At 36.7% G+C, this 17,622-nt stretch carries 18 protein-coding genes; 17 read left to right on the top strand and 1 reads right to left on the bottom strand.

The features are described 5' to 3' along the window. The first annotated feature begins 17 nt into the window (after positions 1-17). The 6 genes from rdgB (at position 18) to ABXT49_RS07020 (ending at position 4,719) form a co-directional block, all read left to right on the top strand. Positions 18-605 (top strand): RdgB/HAM1 family non-canonical purine NTP pyrophosphatase, encoded by a 588-nt coding sequence (gene rdgB, locus ABXT49_RS07045; RefSeq protein WP_416651493.1) that lies wholly within the window; start codon positions 18-20, stop codon positions 603-605. Then, complete coding sequence (gene hemW / locus ABXT49_RS07040) at positions 598-1,731, top strand: radical SAM family heme chaperone HemW (RefSeq protein WP_416651491.1); 1,134 nt, start codon at positions 598-600, stop codon at positions 1,729-1,731. Before rdgB ends, hemW begins: the two co-directional genes overlap by 8 nt. A 100-nt stretch (positions 1,732-1,831) precedes the next feature. After that, entirely contained in the window at positions 1,832-2,704 is an 873-nt protein-coding gene (gene argB / locus ABXT49_RS07035; protein WP_271558480.1) for an acetylglutamate kinase, read from the top strand. After that, the gene (locus ABXT49_RS07030; protein WP_416651490.1) at positions 2,697-3,557 is read left to right on the top strand and encodes a dihydroorotate dehydrogenase electron transfer subunit; all 861 of its coding nucleotides are present in this window, start codon (positions 2,697-2,699) and stop codon (positions 3,555-3,557) included. Before argB ends, ABXT49_RS07030 begins: the two co-directional genes overlap by 8 nt. Continuing rightward, complete coding sequence (locus ABXT49_RS07025; RefSeq protein WP_416651488.1) at positions 3,557-4,195, top strand: YggS family pyridoxal phosphate-dependent enzyme; 639 nt, start codon at positions 3,557-3,559, stop codon at positions 4,193-4,195. The genes ABXT49_RS07030 and ABXT49_RS07025 overlap by 1 nt, the downstream gene beginning before the upstream one ends. A 32-nt stretch (positions 4,196-4,227) precedes the next feature. Beyond that, complete coding sequence (locus tag ABXT49_RS07020) at positions 4,228-4,719, top strand: asparaginase domain-containing protein (RefSeq protein ID WP_416651486.1); 492 nt, start codon at positions 4,228-4,230, stop codon at positions 4,717-4,719. 17 nt (positions 4,720-4,736) lie between these two features. Here the strand turns inward: ABXT49_RS07020 and ABXT49_RS07015 are convergent, their stop codons facing one another. Further along, entirely contained in the window at positions 4,737-5,198 is a 462-nt protein-coding gene (locus tag ABXT49_RS07015; RefSeq protein ID WP_416651484.1) for a c-type cytochrome, read from the bottom strand. Between the two features lie 81 nt (positions 5,199-5,279). On the opposite strand from ABXT49_RS07015, the gene ABXT49_RS07010 reads away from it, so the two are divergent. From ABXT49_RS07010 to nuoI, 11 genes are all read left to right on the top strand, one after another. After that, positions 5,280-7,799 (top strand): AsmA-like C-terminal region-containing protein, encoded by a 2,520-nt coding sequence (locus ABXT49_RS07010; RefSeq protein WP_416651482.1) that lies wholly within the window; start codon positions 5,280-5,282, stop codon positions 7,797-7,799. Further along, on the top strand, positions 7,796-9,214 hold the full coding sequence (tldD, locus tag ABXT49_RS07005) for a metalloprotease TldD (RefSeq protein WP_416651480.1): 1,419 nt from the start codon (positions 7,796-7,798) through the stop codon (positions 9,212-9,214). The genes ABXT49_RS07010 and tldD overlap by 4 nt, the downstream gene beginning before the upstream one ends. Before the next feature lie 94 nt (positions 9,215-9,308). Beyond that, positions 9,309-9,665 carry an NADH-quinone oxidoreductase subunit A gene (gene ndhC, locus ABXT49_RS07000; RefSeq protein ID WP_271537725.1) on the top strand — a complete coding sequence of 119 codons (357 nt, stop codon included), beginning with the start codon at positions 9,309-9,311 and terminating at the stop codon, positions 9,663-9,665. A 12-nt stretch (positions 9,666-9,677) separates the two neighbouring features. Next, the gene (locus ABXT49_RS06995; RefSeq protein ID WP_271537727.1) at positions 9,678-10,157 is read left to right on the top strand and encodes a NuoB/complex I 20 kDa subunit family protein; all 480 of its coding nucleotides are present in this window, start codon (positions 9,678-9,680) and stop codon (positions 10,155-10,157) included. 3 nt (positions 10,158-10,160) lie between these two features. Further along, positions 10,161-10,775, top strand: a complete 615-nt coding sequence (locus ABXT49_RS06990) for an NADH-quinone oxidoreductase subunit C (RefSeq protein ID WP_416651478.1) — start codon at positions 10,161-10,163, stop codon at positions 10,773-10,775. A gap of 2 nt (positions 10,776-10,777) precedes the next feature. Then, a complete protein-coding gene (locus ABXT49_RS06985; protein ID WP_271537730.1) occupies positions 10,778-12,031 on the top strand; it encodes an NADH-quinone oxidoreductase subunit D in 1,254 nt (417 codons plus the stop codon). After that, positions 12,028-12,501: an NADH-quinone oxidoreductase subunit NuoE gene (gene nuoE / locus ABXT49_RS06980; protein WP_416651476.1), complete on the top strand. Its 474-nt coding sequence runs from the start codon at positions 12,028-12,030 to the stop codon at positions 12,499-12,501. The genes ABXT49_RS06985 and nuoE overlap by 4 nt, the downstream gene beginning before the upstream one ends. Continuing rightward, entirely contained in the window at positions 12,498-13,796 is a 1,299-nt protein-coding gene (gene nuoF / locus ABXT49_RS06975; RefSeq protein WP_416651474.1) for an NADH-quinone oxidoreductase subunit NuoF, read from the top strand. The genes nuoE and nuoF overlap by 4 nt, the downstream gene beginning before the upstream one ends. Further along, positions 13,789-16,032, top strand: coding sequence for an NADH-quinone oxidoreductase subunit NuoG (nuoG, locus tag ABXT49_RS06970; protein WP_416651472.1), 2,244 nt, complete (start codon positions 13,789-13,791; stop codon positions 16,030-16,032). Before nuoF ends, nuoG begins: the two co-directional genes overlap by 8 nt. Positions 16,033-16,044: 12 nt before the next feature. Beyond that, positions 16,045-17,112 (top strand): NADH-quinone oxidoreductase subunit NuoH, encoded by a 1,068-nt coding sequence (nuoH, locus tag ABXT49_RS06965; RefSeq protein WP_416651470.1) that lies wholly within the window; start codon positions 16,045-16,047, stop codon positions 17,110-17,112. A gap of 12 nt (positions 17,113-17,124) precedes the next feature. Continuing rightward, positions 17,125-17,616, top strand: coding sequence for an NADH-quinone oxidoreductase subunit NuoI (nuoI, locus tag ABXT49_RS06960; protein ID WP_416651468.1), 492 nt, complete (start codon positions 17,125-17,127; stop codon positions 17,614-17,616). The last annotated feature ends 6 nt before the right edge of the window (positions 17,617-17,622 follow it).

Raw genomic sequence — 17,622 nt, 5'->3', positions numbered from 1 at the left:
CAAAATTATTATACACTATGAAAAAAATAATCCTTGCAACAGGTAATGAAGGCAAAGTGAGAGAACTTAATGCCATGCTTAAGGGGCACTACAAAATAATTTCTCAGAATGATATGCAAGTCAAAGAAGTTCCTGAAACTGGAACTACATTTATTGAAAATGCATTAATTAAAGCTAGAAATGCATCTCTCTACTCGAAATTACCAGCTCTAGCAGATGATTCTGGTCTTCAAGTTGAAGCTCTTAATGGTGATCCAGGTATTTATTCTGCGAGGTATGCTGGAGTGGACGCAACGGATAATGATAACATTGAAAAGCTTATTTTAAATATGGATCAGCATAGTAATCGCAAAGCTCATTTTTGTTGTGCGATGGTCTTTATGCATAGTGCTAGTGATCCAAGCCCAATCATTATTGAAAAGCGTTGGGAAGGAGAGTTGTTGAGAGAGCCAATAGGCGTTAATGGTTTTGGCTATGACCCTATTTTTTATTTGCCAGATCATGACTGTAGTTCAGCTCAGCTTCAGCCCCAGGTAAAAAATGAGTTATCACATCGAGGACAGGCTTTAAGTGAGCTATTGAAGCAACTATTATCTTTTGAATAATTTTCTGGAACTGCCACCACTCGCTCTCTATATCCACTATCCATGGTGCGTAAAGAAATGTCCATATTGTGATTTTAACTCGCATGAGGGATCAATTCACAATGGCTATATTAAGGCTTTACTTAAAGACTTAGATGATGATTTAAAGTTTATTCAAAACCGAAAAATCCATTCAATTTTTATTGGTGGTGGAACGCCAAGTTTAATGAGTATAGAGGATGCTTATGAGTTGTTTGATGGTTTAAATGAAAGGCTATCAATATCAAAAAACATTGAAATCACACTTGAGGCGAATCCTGGAACATTTGAAGCAAACAAGTTTTCTGAATTTCGAAAGGCAGGCATTAATCGCCTATCTGTTGGAGTGCAATCATTCAAGGATAATCAGCTTAATTTTTTAGGAAGAATTCATAGTGGTGGCGAAGCCTTGAGAGCAATTTCTGAAGCTAAAAAAGTAGGTTTTGATAATTTGAATATTGATCTAATGTATGGCTTAAAAGATCAAACTATTGATATGTGTCTTGAAGATGTGATGCAAGCAATTGAATTAAAGCCGAGTCATATTTCTTTTTATCAGCTAACCCTTGAGCCAAATACATTGTTTGCAAAATACCCACCAAAACTTCCAATTGATGAAAAGATATGGGATATGGGTGAGCAGGGTGCTGCACTTTTAAATCAGAATGGGTTCAGACAATATGAAGTTTCAGCTTATAGCGAGAGGCCTTCAGAACATAATATAAATTATTGGAAATTTGGAGATTATATTGGTATTGGTGCTGGAGCGCATGGCAAGATAACAGATATTGAGTCTCAACAAATATTTAGAACACTTAAGCTTAAATCACCTAAGGACTACTTATCTAAAATACAGACTGGAGAAGATATATCAACTAAAAAAGAAGTGGATAATGTGGCTTTTGAATTTATGCTTAATAGTCTTAGGTTAAAAGATGGTTTTAGCTCTTCATTGTTTGAATCAAGAACAGGATTATTAATCAAATCTTTGAGTTCTGAGCTAGGAAGAGCAGAAAATCTTGGTTTATTAGAAAATAAGAATAATTGGATAAAGCCCACATCGAAAGGTTTTAATTTTCTTAATGAGCTGCAAGAAATTTTTTTATAAAACTCCTTTTAATTAATTCTATTAAAAAAAATAGGTAAAGCCTGACACTAGGGTTTATGGCTGTTAAAATACTTTTTAGTTTTTATAAACTTATAATAATATGAAATCTCATACAATTGCTGACGTTCTTACTGAGTCTTTGCCTTATATCCAAAAGTTTAAAGGCAAGACAATTGTCATTAAATATGGTGGAAATGCTATGGTTGATGAGGATCTAAAATCGAGTTTTGCGAGCGATATAGTCCTTATGAAATCTGTTGGCATGAATCCTATTGTGGTTCATGGCGGCGGCCCTCAAATAGGTAAAACACTTGAAAAATTAGGAAAAAATAGTAAATTTGTAGATGGCATGAGAGTTACTGATAGCGAAACTATGGATGTTGTTGAGATGGTCCTTGGCGGCCTAGTTAATAAAGAAATTGTTAATCTTATTCATCAGCATGGTGGAAATTCAATTGGGCTTACTGGCAAGGATGGGCGTCTTATTACAGCAAAGAAACTGAAGACTAAGGTTGAGCCTACTTCAGAAATTATTGACTTAGGTCATGTAGGGCAAGTTGATCAGATAGATGTTTCAGTAATTAACTTATTATTACAGGGTGATTTTATTCCTGTCATTGCACCAATTGGTGTTGGTAAAGACGGCTATTCATACAATATAAATGCAGATTTAGTTGCAGGCGCAATTGCAGAGTCATTAAATGCTGAAAAGCTTATTCTTCTTACTAATACTGCTGGTTTGTTGGATGACGATGGAGAGCTTATGACTGGAATGAGCTCGAAGATGGTCAAAAAACTGATTGATGATGGTACTATTCATGGTGGTATGCTTCCCAAAATTGGGTGTGCTTTGTCAGCAGTTGAAAATGGCGTGAAAGCGAGTCATATTATTGATGGTAGAGTTTCTCATGCAGTTCTTTTGGAGGTCTTCACTGACTCTGGTGTTGGAACGTTAGTTACAAAAAATGGTTAAAAGTAATCGAGATACAATTAGTGTTAATGATTGCCAGATATTAGCTCACTATAAATATGAAGCAGAGCAATATATTATCACTCTAGCCTCAAAAGAGATTGCAGAAAATACTCAACCTGGTCAATTCGTCCATCTTTCTGTTTCAGGAATACTTGCTATGAGAAGGCCTATTTCCGTTATGTCTGTTGATAAGGACAATGGAACCTTTGATCTTCTTTATAAAATTGTAGGAGAAGGTACTAGGCAGTTGGCAGATCGTAAAATTGGAGACGTGTTGTCGGTTATTGGGCCTATTGGTAATGGGTTCAAAATGACTGATAAAAAAATTCCACTTTTGATAGGTGGCGGCGTTGGAATGCCTCCAATTATAGCAATTGCTCAAAATATAAAAGATAATGATTACTTTAATCCATACGTTATCTTAGGCTCTGAAGTGCCATTCCCTTTTGACACTGTCGTAAGTAACCTAGGCGGGTTTTATTCTTCAAAAATTCATACTATGCCTTTACTGGAAGAGTGGGGCATACAGGCTGGACTAACAAGTCTACAAAACTTTGAAGGGGTATATGAGGGTTATGTGACTGGTTTAGCAAAAGAATATTTAGATAGTTTATCCAAAGATGATTTGTTAAATGTTGAAATTTTTTCGTGCGGGCCTCACCCTATGCTTGAAGCTGTCTCTAAATTAGCTAAAGACTTCAACTTGCCTTGCCAGGTGTCACTCGAAGAATATATGGCTTGTGCTGTTGGTGGCTGTGCTGGATGCGTTGTTGAGGTTCAAACTGAGAATGGCCCAGCAATGAAAAGAGTTTGTGTTGACGGCCCAGTTTTTGAAGCGCAGACAGTATTTTAATGATTGCTGATAATTTAAAGCGGGTAACTTCCCGTATAAATTCAATTGAATGCAATCATGAAGTGCAGTTAATTGCAGTTAGTAAAACTCGATCTACTGCTGAAATTCAAGAGGCGATAAATGCTGGCCAAGTTCATTTTGGAGAAAACTATTTACAAGAATCCCTCGATAAAATTTCTTTTTTTAAAGAAAGTAAACTAATTTGGCATTTTATTGGTCCAATTCAATCAAATAAAACAGCCTTAATAGCAGAAAATTTTGATTGGGTCCATAGTGTCGATAGGCTTAAAATTGCAAAAAGACTCAGTGATCAAAGAGACCCTAGCCTAGAAAAGCTCAATATTCTTATTCAGATAAATATTGACGAAGAGCAAACTAAGTCTGGCTTACTTCTTAAAGATGTAAATGAAATTATTTCAGAAGTTAGTGATCTACCTAATATATCTTTGAGGGGCTTTATGTGTATTCCAAGTCCAAAAAACTCAGCTATGAGCTTTAAAGAGATGGCAAATTTAATATCAAAATACCCTTTTCTTGACTCACTTTCGATGGGCATGTCCTCAGACTTAGAGCTTGCGATAAAAAATGGTGCAACCTTTGTCCGAGTAGGAACTGATATTTTTGGACCAAGAAGTTAATTATTAATGCATTTTTTTGGGATGATAATGTTATGAAAGTAAGACTACTTATTACGGGCGGAACAATTGATAAGGTTTATAACCAATCAAATGGCGAGCTTGAGTTTGATAAAACACACTTTCCAGAAATGATTTCTAGATCAAGAATTGAAGTGGACTTGACTCTTGAACAGGTTCTTCTAATTGACAGTTTAGATATGGTTGATGCAGATCGAGATTTAATAATAGATAGGTGCGTTAGCTGTGATGAGAAATTTGTTTTAATTACTCATGGAACCGATACCATGTGTGATACAGCAAAACTTTTAGGTGAGGTCTCAATTGACAAAACAATTATTTTATTTGGTTCGATGGTCCCTTATGCAGTGAATAACTCGGATGCTTTGTTTAATTTTGGTTGTGCTTTAGGGTCTCTTCAGTTGCTAGAATGCGGCGTTTATGTTGCAATGAATGGAAGGGTTTTACCCTGGACTGATGTTGAAAAAAATAGGAGTTTAGGCATTTTTCAGGCCTTGAACTCCTAAGTTTGAATCATAGCTCTTTACTCTAGGCTATCAAGCATATGCTGAACTGATAGTTTAATTTCGTTATCTGAGCAATCCATACAGGTTCCTCTTGCAGGCATACCACCCTTTCCTGCAATAGCTGATAAAGTAAGTTTTTCAAGGCCTAAATCAATTCTTGGAGCCCAATCTTCTAAAGAGGCATACTTAGGCGCACCCATCACTCCAGAACTATGACAGCCTTGGCAGTTGGCACTATAAATTTCTTCTCCAGTGCGCTCAGCTTTTTCTGAGCTTTCAGATGAGGCAACAACAATGCTACTATCAATCCGAACTTCGCCTATCGGTTTTATTCTTTCAAGTAAGGCGCTATCAATCATAACATCACTATTAGATGCCTCTTCACTTGATGAGTTGAGAGCTTTGTAGCCAATAAAAAGCATAGCAAGCACCCAAACGATAATCATTAGTTTTGTAGAACCTTTAGAACCCTGACTCATTGCGCCTTTCCTTAGATTATATTAAATTCCGGAATATTATACATTTGGTTATAATAACTTGCAGTTTAATGCGATAAAAATATGCTTAAAAAAACTCTATTACGAAGCTTCAATGTTTTAAAGATTAGCACATGGCTAGCTACATTTATTGCTTTTGCGTTATTGGTAGTTGTTGCTTTTTTTATATTGTTCCCTCAGACGATTAAAGGATCAATTGAAGATCGCCTCTCTCAAGTGAGTGGGTTGAGCGTTGGTATCGAAAAAATTTCTCTAGAATTCCAAGATAATGAGCTTGTATTGGCAGTTAGAAATGTTGAAATTAGTGCGGAGGGGCTTGAGCCAATTGCTTCAATAGACGTTTTGAGATGGGACGCTAATTTAATTGCTCTATATAAAGGGATTGAAATACCAGGCCATATTGATGTGAATGAATTATTAATTGACACTTCGTCAATTGATGAGTATGTTTCGATTATAAATACAGATTCAGTTTTATCTAGCCTTGGATTGTCTGGCCTTTTGGCTCTTAAATCGCTTTCTATCAATCGAACGAAGTTAATCGGAGATCAGTCAGTTGAACTAGCGCCTATAGAAATAACAAGAAATAAACAAAAGGTAAGTTTATCAATGAGAGACCAGTCTATTTTTAGTAGCCCCAAAGTTCCTAAGCTTGGCAGTGCAGTAAATATAAGTAGTACTATTGATGTTTCAAAAGCAAGAGAGGATAGAATTGCAGTTATTCCTTTTTCACTAAAAAATGAGGACTTTAGTCTCTCAGCTCAGCTTAAAATTTTTACTCAACAAGACAAAGTTTACCTTGAGTTTGAGAGTTATATTGATCAGATTGATGTTTCAAAAATTAATCAGAATATCCCTGATATTCTTGCTAATACGGAGGGTGCTCGATGGATAAATAATGTTTTAACTGAGGGTGTATTGACTGATATAAAGCTGACAACTCGTTTTAATATGTCGGGCGATCTTGAGTCACCAAATACAAAATTTTCTGCAAATCTGTTGGGCGCGAAATTAAATGTTAGCTCTGATTGGCCTTCTATTGAAGAATTAGATGCAAAAGTTACTTTTTCAAATGATTATCTAAAGATAGTTGGAAATAAAGCAAGCATAGAAGGTATTGATTTAAGTTATCTGAGCATCACTACAAGGGATTTTAATCAACCTAATGCTGTATTGTCATTAAATGGAAGATTTAGCTCTCAAAGTAAGAAGATTGCTAAATTTATAACTCAGTCCCCAGTTTCTGTAAAAATTAAAAGTTATTTTGATGAGTTTGAGCTTAATGGAAAGTTGTGGGGTAATGTTAATTTAATAGTGCCACTTCAAAAAACTAGCGGTCAAAAAATGAAAATTTCGTTTGATATGTTCGCATCTGAAAATTCATTAACACTTCTTTCTGGAAAATTAAAAGTTGATGAATTTAATTCACAGCTTTCTTTTAGTGATGGGTTGATAAGAACAAAAGGCAAAGGCCTTATTGGCGGTGAACTTTTTCAAATATCTTTAAATCCTAAAGAATGGATAGATGGCCAAGATAATAACTTTAGAGTTAAGGTAAGTCATTTGGCTAGCATTACTGATATATATATTACTAAGGATGAGGTTAATCAATGGATGAGCATAATTGAGTCAGATAATTTGCAAGGTGATCTCAGCCTAAAAATTGATGAAAATGGTAATTATTTTGTTAACTTGAAAGATTTAAATGTTGAGAGTTTTGAGAATGTAGATGCTTGGAAGTTAACGCCTAATATGTTTCCTAGTTTTCATTTATCCTCAAAGAATGCTAAGTTCAATGGAAAAACTATCCCTAATCTTGAGGTTGATCTAATAAATAATGAAGATGTGATGGAAATTAAAAATCTGATTTTTGAAAATATTGGTCTTGGTAATGAGGATTTAATTTTTAATGGAAATTGGCTTAATGGTAAGACTATACTTAGAGCAAAAGCATCGAATGATAACTTGTCAAACTTTTTAACTAAATTTGGAGTTGATGAGCCAGTTAATGGAGGCAGTTTTAATGTTGATTTGAGACTATATTGCGACTGTGAGCCATGGCAAGTTACTACAAAAAAGGTTAGCGGCTTCATGAAAGCGGATGTTGAAAAAGGTGTCTTTACGAATCAAGACCCTAGCCTAATAAAACTTCTTTCTTTTATAAATTTGGAATCTATTGCAAATAGGCTGAGGCTTTCAAGAAGTGAGCTGAGAGAGCAGGGCTATGTATACGATCAAATAAATGCTAAATTATTATTTAATGACGGAGTGGCCAAGGTAGATTATTTTTTAGTTGAAAGTGAAGAAAGTGATATAGAACTTACTGGCTCTGTTGATCTAATTAAAAGAGACTATAATCTAGCAGCAAATGTGCAGCCTTCAATCGCTGATACGATTCCACTTGCTACCTATTTAGCTGGAGGTGGCTTGGCCGGACTTGGAATTTGGGCCGCAGACAAAGTGCTTTTTGGCGGTGAAGTTATTGGAGGTTTATTAGATAATGTTGTTGAAGTTACTTTTATGATTTCTGGCCCATGGTCTGAGCCAATTATTGAAAAACTAGATGGAGTTAAAGTTTTATGATTAAGCAATTACTCAGTGAACACAAGATTAAAGAGAATGAAGTATTTAATTTACTTACTTCTTTATCTGATACTGGAGCAGAATATTCGGATTTATATTTTCAACACTCGGTTGCAGAGTCATGGGTTCTCGATGAAGGGATAGTAAAAGACGGCTCATATAACATTAGTCATGGCGTTGGTGCTCGATGCGTTTCAGGGGATAAAACTGGCTTTTCTTATTCTGATGATCTTAATATTAAAGCTATTAAGGGAGCTGTAGATTTTGCAAAAGGCATATCTAATAGTAAGCCTAATAAAGAGCCAGAGATTCTAAAGACTATTAATTATCCTTCTAAATATGTCGCTTTAAGTCCGCTTGATAGTTTAACTTCAAAACAAAAAGTTGACTTACTTAGAGAAATTAATTCGATTGCAAGAAAAGAGCCAAAGGTTGTTCAGGTTAGTGCTTCTCTATCTGGTGCCTATACAGAGGTATTAATTGCTTCAACAGATGGTGTTTACCAAATAGATTGTAGACCAATGGTCAGAGTAAGCGTAACAGTTATTGTAGAGCATAACGGAAGAATAGAGCAGGCCTCAAGTGGCGGTGGTGGCCGTTATGATTATGGCTACTTTGCAAGTAATTCGCTTGCTGAAACTTACACTAAAGAAGCCCTTCGTTTGGCCTTTGTTGCGCTTGAATCTAAAGATGCGCCAGCTGGAAAAATGCCTGTTATTCTAGGCTCTGGATGGCCGGGTGTCTTATTGCATGAAGCTATTGGACATGGTCTAGAGGGAGACTTTAATCGAAAGGGGAGCTCTGTTTTTAGTGGAAAAATTGGTGAAAAGATTGCGAGCGATAAATGCACTATTGTAGACAATGGAACAATCGCTAATCGCCGTGGAAGTCTTACAATTGATGATGAAGGAACACCAACTCAAGAAACAACATTGATAGAGAATGGAATATTAAAGGGCTACATGATGGACAAGATGAATGGTCGCCTAATGAATAAGCCTAGTACTGGAAATGGGAGGCGAGAATCTTATGCTCATATTCCAATGCCAAGAATGACTAATACCTATATGCTAAATGGAAAGGATCATTTTGAAGACATGGTTTCCTCGGTTGAGAATGGAATTTTTGCAAAAAATTTCGATGGTGGTCAAGTTGACATCACTTCTGGAAAATTTGTTTTTTCAGCTAATGAAGCCTATTTAATAAAAAATGGAAAAATAACAACTCCTATAAAAGGAGCAACTCTTATTGGCGCTGGAGATGAGGTTCTCCATCAAATTTCAATGGTTGGTGATGATTTAAAACTCGATCCAGGGGTTGGTGTTTGTGGAAAAGATGGGCAAAGCGTTCCAGTTGGAGTGGGGCAGCCCAGTTTAAAAATTGACATGCTAACCGTTGGCGGAACACAGCTATAGTTTGTTGTCTTTTTTGCAATTATTTGAAGGCTAATAACTAGCTGTTTTCCAATAATCTTGTTATAATATCTCGTTGTTTAATTTAGGATAAACAATGCTCGAAAATTATTTGCCAATTATCGTATTTATATTCCTTGGAATAGCCTTTGGAGTAGGGCTTACGTTGGTTGGTTATCTTCTCGGTCCAAGCAATCCTGGTGAAGAAAAAAACTCACAGTTTGAGTGTGGATTCCCTGCATTTGATGACTCGCGGATGCACTTTAATATCCGCTACTATCTTGTTGCTATTTTGTTTGTTCTTTTTGATTTAGAAGTTGCATTTTTCATTCCTTGGGCAGTAGTCCAGGCAAAACTTGGATGGTTTGGATTTGTGGCTATGTCTATTTTCTTACTATTACTCGTAGTTGGTTTTATTTTTGAATGGAAGAAAGGCGCATTAGAGTGGGAATAATGAGGATTAAATATGGCTATTGAAGGTTTAATGAAGGAAGGCTTTGTTACTACATCACTTGATAAGGTTATTAATTGGGCAAGGACTGGATCGCTATGGCCAATGACCTTTGGTCTTGCATGCTGCGCAGTTGAAATGATGGAAGCGGGTTCAGCTCGTTATGATCTTGATCGTTTTGGGATTGTTTTTCGTCCAACTCCTCGCCAGTCTGACCTAATGATTGTTGCTGGAACTCTAACCAATAAGATGGCGCCAGCATTGCGTAAAGTTTATGATCAAATGCCGGATCCAAAATATGTTCTTTCAATGGGCTCTTGTGCAAATGGTGGCGGCTATTACCATTATTCTTATGCTGTTGTTAGAGGCTGTGATCGCATTGTGCCGGTTGATGTTTACGTTCCTGGATGCCCACCAACAGCGGAAGCTCTTCTCTATGGAATTCTTCAGCTCCAGGATAAAATTCGAAGAACCAACACGATTGCTCGCACTTAAGTTATGAAAGAATTTAAGAAAAATTTAGCAAAAGCTTTTGGTAAAAAAAATCTAAGCGAGTCTTTTGACGAGTTAACGCTTGTTATTAATAGTGATGATGTAATTGAGGTTTGCACGCAATTACGTGACGAGTTTAATTTTGATATTTTGATTGATCTTTGCGGAATTGACTACTTGACTTATGGTGAGTCAGATTGGAATGGAAATGCCAGCTCTTCAGGTTTCGGAAGAGCGCGTCAAGTACAAAAATCATCAAATAAAAAGGACCAACGTTTCGGAGTTGTTTACCATCTTCTTTCAGTCTCAGACAATCAGAGGTTAAGAGTCAAAGCAGTTCTCTCTTCAGAAAACTTAATGATTAAATCTGTAACGAAAATTTGGAATTGTGCAGACTGGTATGAAAGGGAAGCATTTGATTTGTTTGGAATCTTGTTTGAAAACCATAATGATTTGAGAAGAATACTGACAGACTATGGCTTTGTTGGCCACCCTCTAAGAAAAGATTTTCCAATGATTGGTGAAGTTGAGATGAGATATGACGAAGAGTTAGGCAGGGTAGTTTATGAGCCTGTAAGTATTGAGCCAAATATAAATGTCCCTCGAGTCATAAGGAAATAACTATGTCTGAGATGAAAAACTACACGCTTAATTTCGGACCTCAACACCCTGCTGCTCATGGAGTTCTTAGATTGATTCTTGAGCTCGATGGTGAGGTTGTAGAACGTGCGGATCCTCATATTGGACTTCTTCATAGAGGCACCGAGAAACTAGCAGAGTCTAAACCGTATAACCAGTCTATCGGGTATATGGATCGCCTTGATTACGTCTCTATGATGTGCAATGAGCATGCCTATGTAATGGGTATAGAAAAGATGTTGGGCCTTAAAATTCCAGAGCGGGCTGAGTATATAAGGGTCATGTTTGATGAAATTACTCGAATCATGAACCACCTAATGTGGATTGGAACTCACGCACTAGATGTTGGCGCTATGAGTGTTTTCTTGTATGCTTTTCGAGAGCGAGAGGCTCTAATTGATTGTTATGAAGCAGTAAGTGGCTCAAGAATGCACGCAACTTACTACAGGCCAGGTGGAGTCTATAGAGACTTGCCAGACAAGATGCCTCAATATCTAAAGTCTAAGTTAAGAAGTGATAAAAAGCTTGAAGAGATTAATAGAAATCGTCAAGGCTCGTTACTAGACTTTATTGAAGATTTTGCTATTAATTTTCCAAAAAGTATTAAGCAATACTCTGATTTATTGACTGATAACAGGATTTGGAAGCAGAGGCTTGTAAACATTGCTATTGTATCTGCTGAGCGTGCAAAACAACTTGGATTTACTGGAGCAATGCTAAGAGGCTCTGGAGTTGAATGGGATATTAGAAAAAATGAGCCCTATTCAGTTTATGAAAAATTAGAATTCGATGTTCCAGTTGGCGTAACTGGTGATTGCTATGATCGATACCTTGTCCGAATGGAAGAGATGCGCCAATCAACTAGAATTATAAATCAATGCGTTTCATGGCTTAAAGCTAACCCTGGACCAGTAATGTCAGATGATCATAAAGTTACTCCTCCAAACCGTGAAGCTATGAAGGATGATATGGAGTCATTGATTCATCACTTTAAATTATTTACTGAAGGGTTTTGTATTCCTGAAGGTGAGAGTTACACTGCAGTTGAGGCGCCCAAAGGTGAGTTTGGAGTTTATCTAGTTTCAGATGGAGCCAATAAGCCATACAGAGTAAAAATTAGAGCACCTGGATTTCCTCATCTTGCATCAATGGACGAGATGTCAAAGGGCCATATGCTTTCAGATGTAGTGACCATTATTGGTTCTCAAGATATTGTTTTTGGGGAGGTTGACAGATGATTTCTGATCAAGCAAAAAAAGAAATTGATTTTTGGGTGACAAAATATCCAGAGGGAAGGCAAAGTTCAGCCGTAATGCAGGCACTAACAATTGTTCAGAATGAAAATAATGGGAGCTTGACGGGCGAATTAATGCAAGAGGTTGCTGATCACCTTCAAATGCCATCCATTAGCGTTCAAGAGGTTGCAACTTTTTATGAGAACTATAACCATAAACCAGTTGGCAAGCATATTATTCGATTCTGTCACAATATTTCTTGCATGCTTAATGGCTCAGATGAGCTAATCTCATATCTTGAACAAAAGTTAGAAGTAAAGACTGGTGAGGTAAGTAAGGATGGACTGGTAAGTGTTAAGAAGGTTGAATGTTTGGGTGCCTGTGTTGGAGGTCCAATGTGTCAGATTGGTGATCAATACTATGAACATTTAACGCCGAGTAAATTAGATAATATTTTGGATAATTTAAAATGAATGAAGTCTGCTTTAAAAACTTAGATAAAAAAAACCCAGCAAGTTTTGCAACCTATGAATCAACAGGTGGTTATAAAGTTTGGAGAAAAATTCTTAATGGAGAATTGACTCCTGAGGATATTCTTGCTGAATTAAAAACATCAGGATTAAGAGGGCGAGGTGGAGCAGGTTTTCCAACTGGCTTGAAGTGGAGTTTTATGCCTCGCAATCAAGAAGGACAAAAATATGTAGTTTGTAATTCTGATGAAGGTGAGCCGGGCACTTGTCATGATCGAGATATTCTTAGATACAATCCTCATTCAGTCATAGAGGGGATGGCCATTGCAGGCTTCGTAATGAATGCAACTGTTGGCTATAATTATATTCGTGGTGAGTTCATGGAGCCCTATTACCGTTTTGAAGAAGCTTTAAAAGATGCTTATGATGCAGGATTACTTGGTAAGAGTATTCAGGGGGGCGTGGTTAGTTTTGATTTATATACTCATTTAGGTGCTGGAGCTTATATATGCGGAGAAGAAACTGCATTATTAGAGTCTCTCGAAGGCAAAAAAGGTCAGCCAAGATTTAAGCCTCCTTTTCCAGCAAATGTTGGGTTATATGGTAAGCCAACAACAATTAATAACACAGAAACTTTTGCTTCAGTCCCTGAAATTCTTTCTCAGGGCGGCCAATGGTTTGCAGATTTAGGAGTTGAAAATTCGGGTGGCACAAAATGTTTCTCAGTTACAGGTAATGTAAAGAATCCTGCTAATTTTGAGGTTCCAATGGGTACGCCTTTTAGTAAGCTGTTAGAGTTAGCTGGCGGCCTTAAAGAAGGAAGAACTCTCAAAGCAGTTATTCCAGGCGGCTCCTCGACTCCACTTTTGACAGCAGATACTGCAATGAATATGACAATGGATTATGACAGTATTGCTAATGCCGGATCAATGCTTGGTGCAGGATCAGTAATCATAATGGATGACACTACATGCATGGTTAAAACCCTAACGCGATTAGCTCACTTTTATTATGATGAGTCTTGTGGACAGTGCACTCCTTGTCGAGAAGGTACGGGTTGGCTCTATAGAGTATTGCAACGAATTTTAGACGGTAATGGAAAAAATGAAGATTTAGACTTGCTTGTTTCAGTTGGAGAGAAAATAAGTGGCAACACTATTTGCGCCCTTGGTGACGCAGCGGCAACGCCAGTTGAGAGCTTTATAAGACATTTTAGACATGAGTTTGAATACTATATTAAGCATGGTAGAAGTATTGTAGAAAGTGAGCATTTAATTGAGGAAGAGGCAATTGTCTGAAATTGAATTTGAAATTGATGGTAAATTAGTTTTTGCTAATCAAGGCGACTCTATTATTTCTATTGCGGATAGAGAAGGTATTGATGTGCCTCGTTTTTGCTACCATAAAAAGCTATCAGTTGCAGCAAACTGCAGGATGTGTTTAGTTGATGTCGAGGGTGTTCCAAAAGCTCAGCCAGCTTGTTCTACTCCTGTTGCAAATGGTATGAAAATTCATACTAGAAATGATAAAGCTAAGAGTGCACAAAAAGCGGTAATGGAATTCTTACTAATTAATCATCCTCTTGATTGTCCAATATGTGACCAAGGTGGAGAGTGCGAACTTCAAGATGTGGCAATGGAGTATGGGACAGATGTTTCAAAATTTAACCTAGGAAAACGAATAGTTGCAGACAAAGGTATTGGTGCATTAATTCAAACAGACATGACTCGATGTATTCACTGTACTCGTTGCGTTCGTTTTGGCGCAGAAGTTGCAGGTATTGTTGAAATGGGTGGAACTGGAAGGGGTGAAGGCGTAAAAATCGAGCCATTTTTAACTGAAGGTATTCAGTCAGAGCTTTCTGGAAATATGATTGACGTTTGCCCAGTTGGTGCTCTAACTTCAAAGCCATTTAGGTATGAAGCCAGAACCTGGCAAATGAATGCCGTGGAAACGATTGCAAGGCATGACTTGATTGGCTCAAATATTTATACCCAAACCTATAGAGGTAAGGTTAAAAGAGTTGTTGCAAGAGATAATGAATTAGTAAATGAAACTTGGATTTCTGATCGTGATCGCTTTTCATATGAAGGACTAAATCATGAAAGCCGAGCATTACACCCTAAAATTAAAAAGAATAACAAATGGCAGGAAGCCAGTTGGGAAGTTGCTCTTGATTTTGCGATTAGTGGCCTGAAAAAAAATGCACAAAATCCAAATCAATTGGGCGTATTAGCTTCTAAAAACTCAACATTAGAAGAATATTATTTGATGCAAAAATTAGCTCGTAGTTTTGGCTCAGAAAATATTGATTATCGTTTAGATAAAGCAGACCTAAGCATTGGAAGTTCCATGCTTTCAAATATTTCTTTATCTGAAATGGAGTCAATAGATCATGCTTTAATTGTTAATTCATACCTTCGATTAGAGCAACCAATGATTAATCATCGTATTAGAAAGGCAACTATAAATGGTGCCTCGGTCAATACGATTAATAATAAAAAGTTTGACTTTAACTATCGGACTAATTTGGAAGTTTTATCTTCTCCACAAAAAACTTTATTAATGCTTCAGTCTGTCCTCAAGTCTCTTCATGACAAAACTAAGACTACTGCTCCAAAGCACTTATCTAAGATCACAGTTGACGATAGTCAAAATAAAATTGCAGATGACTTAATTACTGCAGAAAGGCCAGTGATTGTTATAGGCGAGCACGTAAATAGTAATATATCTTCTTCAGATATTATGAATATTATTTCTGAAATTGCAACTCTTTCGAATGCAAAAATTGCCAACTTAAGCCATAGTGGAAACTCATTATCTGCTGAAAAAGTTGGATTTAAGCCTTCTAATAAAGGAAAAAATGCAACCTCAATGCTTTCTGAAAATACTAAAGCATTTATACTGATGGACGTTGATTTGAACTATGACTTTATTAACCCAAAATTAGCTGCTGATACTTTTAATAAAGATGATGTCTTTGTTGTTTCACTTAATAGTTTTGAAGATGAGGCGTCTCAAAAAAACTCTGATGTAATATTGCCGCTAGCTAGCTTTTATGAAAGTTCAGGTACGCATATAAATTTTGATGGCATTGCTCAATCATTTAGCGCCTCAGTTAAAGGTCCAGGAGATTCTAAACCAGGCTGGAAAATTATTAAAGTTCTTGCAGATTTATTTGAGTTCAAAGGTTTTGAATATACCGATTCAACTCAAGTAGCTGATGACGCACTTGCTATTACTTCAATTGGAAATAATGATATTGTTGATAAGAATACTAAAGCAATTGATGATTCTAAGATTGCAATTCATTGGCAGTATTCGCCTTATGCAGTAGATGGTGTATCACGCAAAGCTAAATCTCTCCAAGAAACACAAATTGGGAAAATGAATGCTGCATTTATTTCTTTAGTAACGGCCAAAGAGTTGAAGCTTTCAGGTGGTGATTTATTTCATGGTGTTCCAGTTTCTATTAATGAAACTGTTGCTGAAGGATGTGTCTTTGTTCATACTTATCAATCGAGAAAGGGATAGGAGATATTGACTATGTGGCAATCATTAGTTGACAGTATCCATAATTTAATTCCTTGGTTTGATGGGGGACTTGCAGACGTAATAATTATCTTAATCAAGGGTCTTGCCTTAATCTTTCCATTAATAATTGCGATGGCATATATGACTTATGCTGAGCGCAAAGTTATTGGTTTCATGCAGCTTAGAATTGGTCCAAATAGGGTTGGTCCATTGGGGCTATTGCAACCATTTGCTGACGTTTTTAAAATGATGTTTAAGGAAATAATTTTTCCTACTAAGTCAAACATTTATCTATTTCTTTTAGCACCTGTATTGGCCTTTGTTCCTGCAGTAGCAGTTTGGGCAGTTGTTCCATTTGGAGAAGGCTTTTATATTGCTAATCTTGATGTGAGCTTGCTGTATGTTATGGCAATCGGTTCAGTTGGTGTTTACGGAATTGTTCTTGCAGGCTGGGCATCTAACTCTAAGTACCCACTGCTTGGAGCTTTAAGAAGTACAGCTCTGCTGATTTCCTATGAACTTGTAATTGGATTTGTTCTTGTAACAGTCGTAATGATTGCAAGCTCTGTTAATTTAAATACTGTTGTAGAAAAACAAGCTGGAGGAATACTTAATTGGTATTGGATTCCACTATTCCCAATGATGATAGTTTTTTGGATTGGAGCTTTAGTTGAAACAAATAGGGCACCATTTGATGTTGTAGAGGGTGAGTCGGAAATTGTTGGTGGAACGCATGTTGAGTATTCTGGAATGCCTTTTGCATTGTTCTTTATGGCTGAATATTTCAACATGATTTTTATGGCTATGCTGGCAGTTTTATTATTTTTTGGCGGATGGCATTCACCATTTGAAGGTATACCTCTTCTTGAGGGTTGGTTTGAGTTTGTTCCTGATTTATTCTGGTTACTCTTTAAGATGAGTTTCTTTTTATTCTTATATTTTTGGATTCGTGCTTCCTTTCCAAGGTTTAGGTACGATCAGATTATGCGTTTATGTTGGAAAATATTCTTACCCTTAACGATTGTGTGGATCTTTGTGGTTGCATTGATGACACAGCTTCATATAGGACCTTGGTTTTAAGGAGAAAAAGATATGATAAAAAAAGTTAAAAAACTAGTAAAAGATTTTGGTTTAGGCGAGCTACGAACTGGTCTTAAAGTGACTGGTAAAGAATTTTTAAATAATAATATTACGGTTCAGTTCCCAGAAGAGCGAACGCCAATTTCACCCAGATTCAGAGGCCTTCATGCTCTTCGTCGCTACCCAAATGGAGAGGAAAGGTGTATCGCTTGTAAGCTTTGTGAGGCGGTATGTCCAGCAAATGCGATAACTATTGATTCTGAAATGAGAGAAGATGGTACTCGCCGAACAACTCAATATGATATTGATCTTTTTAAATGTATTTTTTGCGGCTTCTGTGAAGAAGCATGCCCCGTTGATGCCATTGTAGAGACTCATATTTTTGATTATGCGTTTGAGTCAAGAGAGGGAAGTATTATTGATAAGAAAGGGCTTTTGGCTATTGGCGATGAGAATGAAAAAGAGATTAGCAAAGCCAGACTTGAAGACTCTAAATATAAATAATAGGTA

The organism is Candidatus Pseudothioglobus sp. Uisw_086 (assembly GCF_048085745.1).
Classification (GTDB): domain Bacteria; phylum Pseudomonadota; class Gammaproteobacteria; order PS1; family Pseudothioglobaceae; genus Pseudothioglobus.
The sequence above is the reverse complement of the archived record's forward strand: the minus strand, read 5'-3'. Positions and strand labels throughout refer to the sequence as shown.

Bases quoted from the DNA above. Each gene is read 5' to 3' on its own strand.
- ABXT49_RS07015 (WP_416651484.1), bottom strand. From the start codon at position 5,198: ATGAGTCAGGGTTCTAAAGGTTCTACAAAACTAATGATTATCGTTTGG.
- ABXT49_RS07030 (WP_416651490.1), top strand. From the start codon at position 2,697: ATGGTTAAAAGTAATCGAGATACAATTAGTGTTAATGATTGCCAGATA.
- ABXT49_RS07025 (WP_416651488.1), top strand. From the start codon at position 3,557: ATGATTGCTGATAATTTAAAGCGGGTAACTTCCCGTATAAATTCAATT.
- ABXT49_RS07020 (WP_416651486.1), top strand. From the start codon at position 4,228: ATGAAAGTAAGACTACTTATTACGGGCGGAACAATTGATAAGGTTTAT.
- nuoF (WP_416651474.1), top strand. From the start codon at position 12,498: ATGAATGAAGTCTGCTTTAAAAACTTAGATAAAAAAAACCCAGCAAGT.
- ABXT49_RS06985 (WP_271537730.1), top strand. From the start codon at position 10,778: ATGTCTGAGATGAAAAACTACACGCTTAATTTCGGACCTCAACACCCT.
- ABXT49_RS06995 (WP_271537727.1), top strand. From the start codon at position 9,678: ATGGCTATTGAAGGTTTAATGAAGGAAGGCTTTGTTACTACATCACTT.
- ndhC (WP_271537725.1), top strand. From the start codon at position 9,309: ATGCTCGAAAATTATTTGCCAATTATCGTATTTATATTCCTTGGAATA.
- ABXT49_RS07010 (WP_416651482.1), top strand. From the start codon at position 5,280: ATGCTTAAAAAAACTCTATTACGAAGCTTCAATGTTTTAAAGATTAGC.
- tldD (WP_416651480.1), top strand. From the start codon at position 7,796: ATGATTAAGCAATTACTCAGTGAACACAAGATTAAAGAGAATGAAGTA.
- nuoE (WP_416651476.1), top strand. From the start codon at position 12,028: ATGATTTCTGATCAAGCAAAAAAAGAAATTGATTTTTGGGTGACAAAA.
- rdgB (WP_416651493.1), top strand. From the start codon at position 18: ATGAAAAAAATAATCCTTGCAACAGGTAATGAAGGCAAAGTGAGAGAA.
- argB (WP_271558480.1), top strand. From the start codon at position 1,832: ATGAAATCTCATACAATTGCTGACGTTCTTACTGAGTCTTTGCCTTAT.
- ABXT49_RS06990 (WP_416651478.1), top strand. From the start codon at position 10,161: ATGAAAGAATTTAAGAAAAATTTAGCAAAAGCTTTTGGTAAAAAAAAT.
- nuoH (WP_416651470.1), top strand. From the start codon at position 16,045: ATGTGGCAATCATTAGTTGACAGTATCCATAATTTAATTCCTTGGTTT.
- nuoI (WP_416651468.1), top strand. From the start codon at position 17,125: ATGATAAAAAAAGTTAAAAAACTAGTAAAAGATTTTGGTTTAGGCGAG.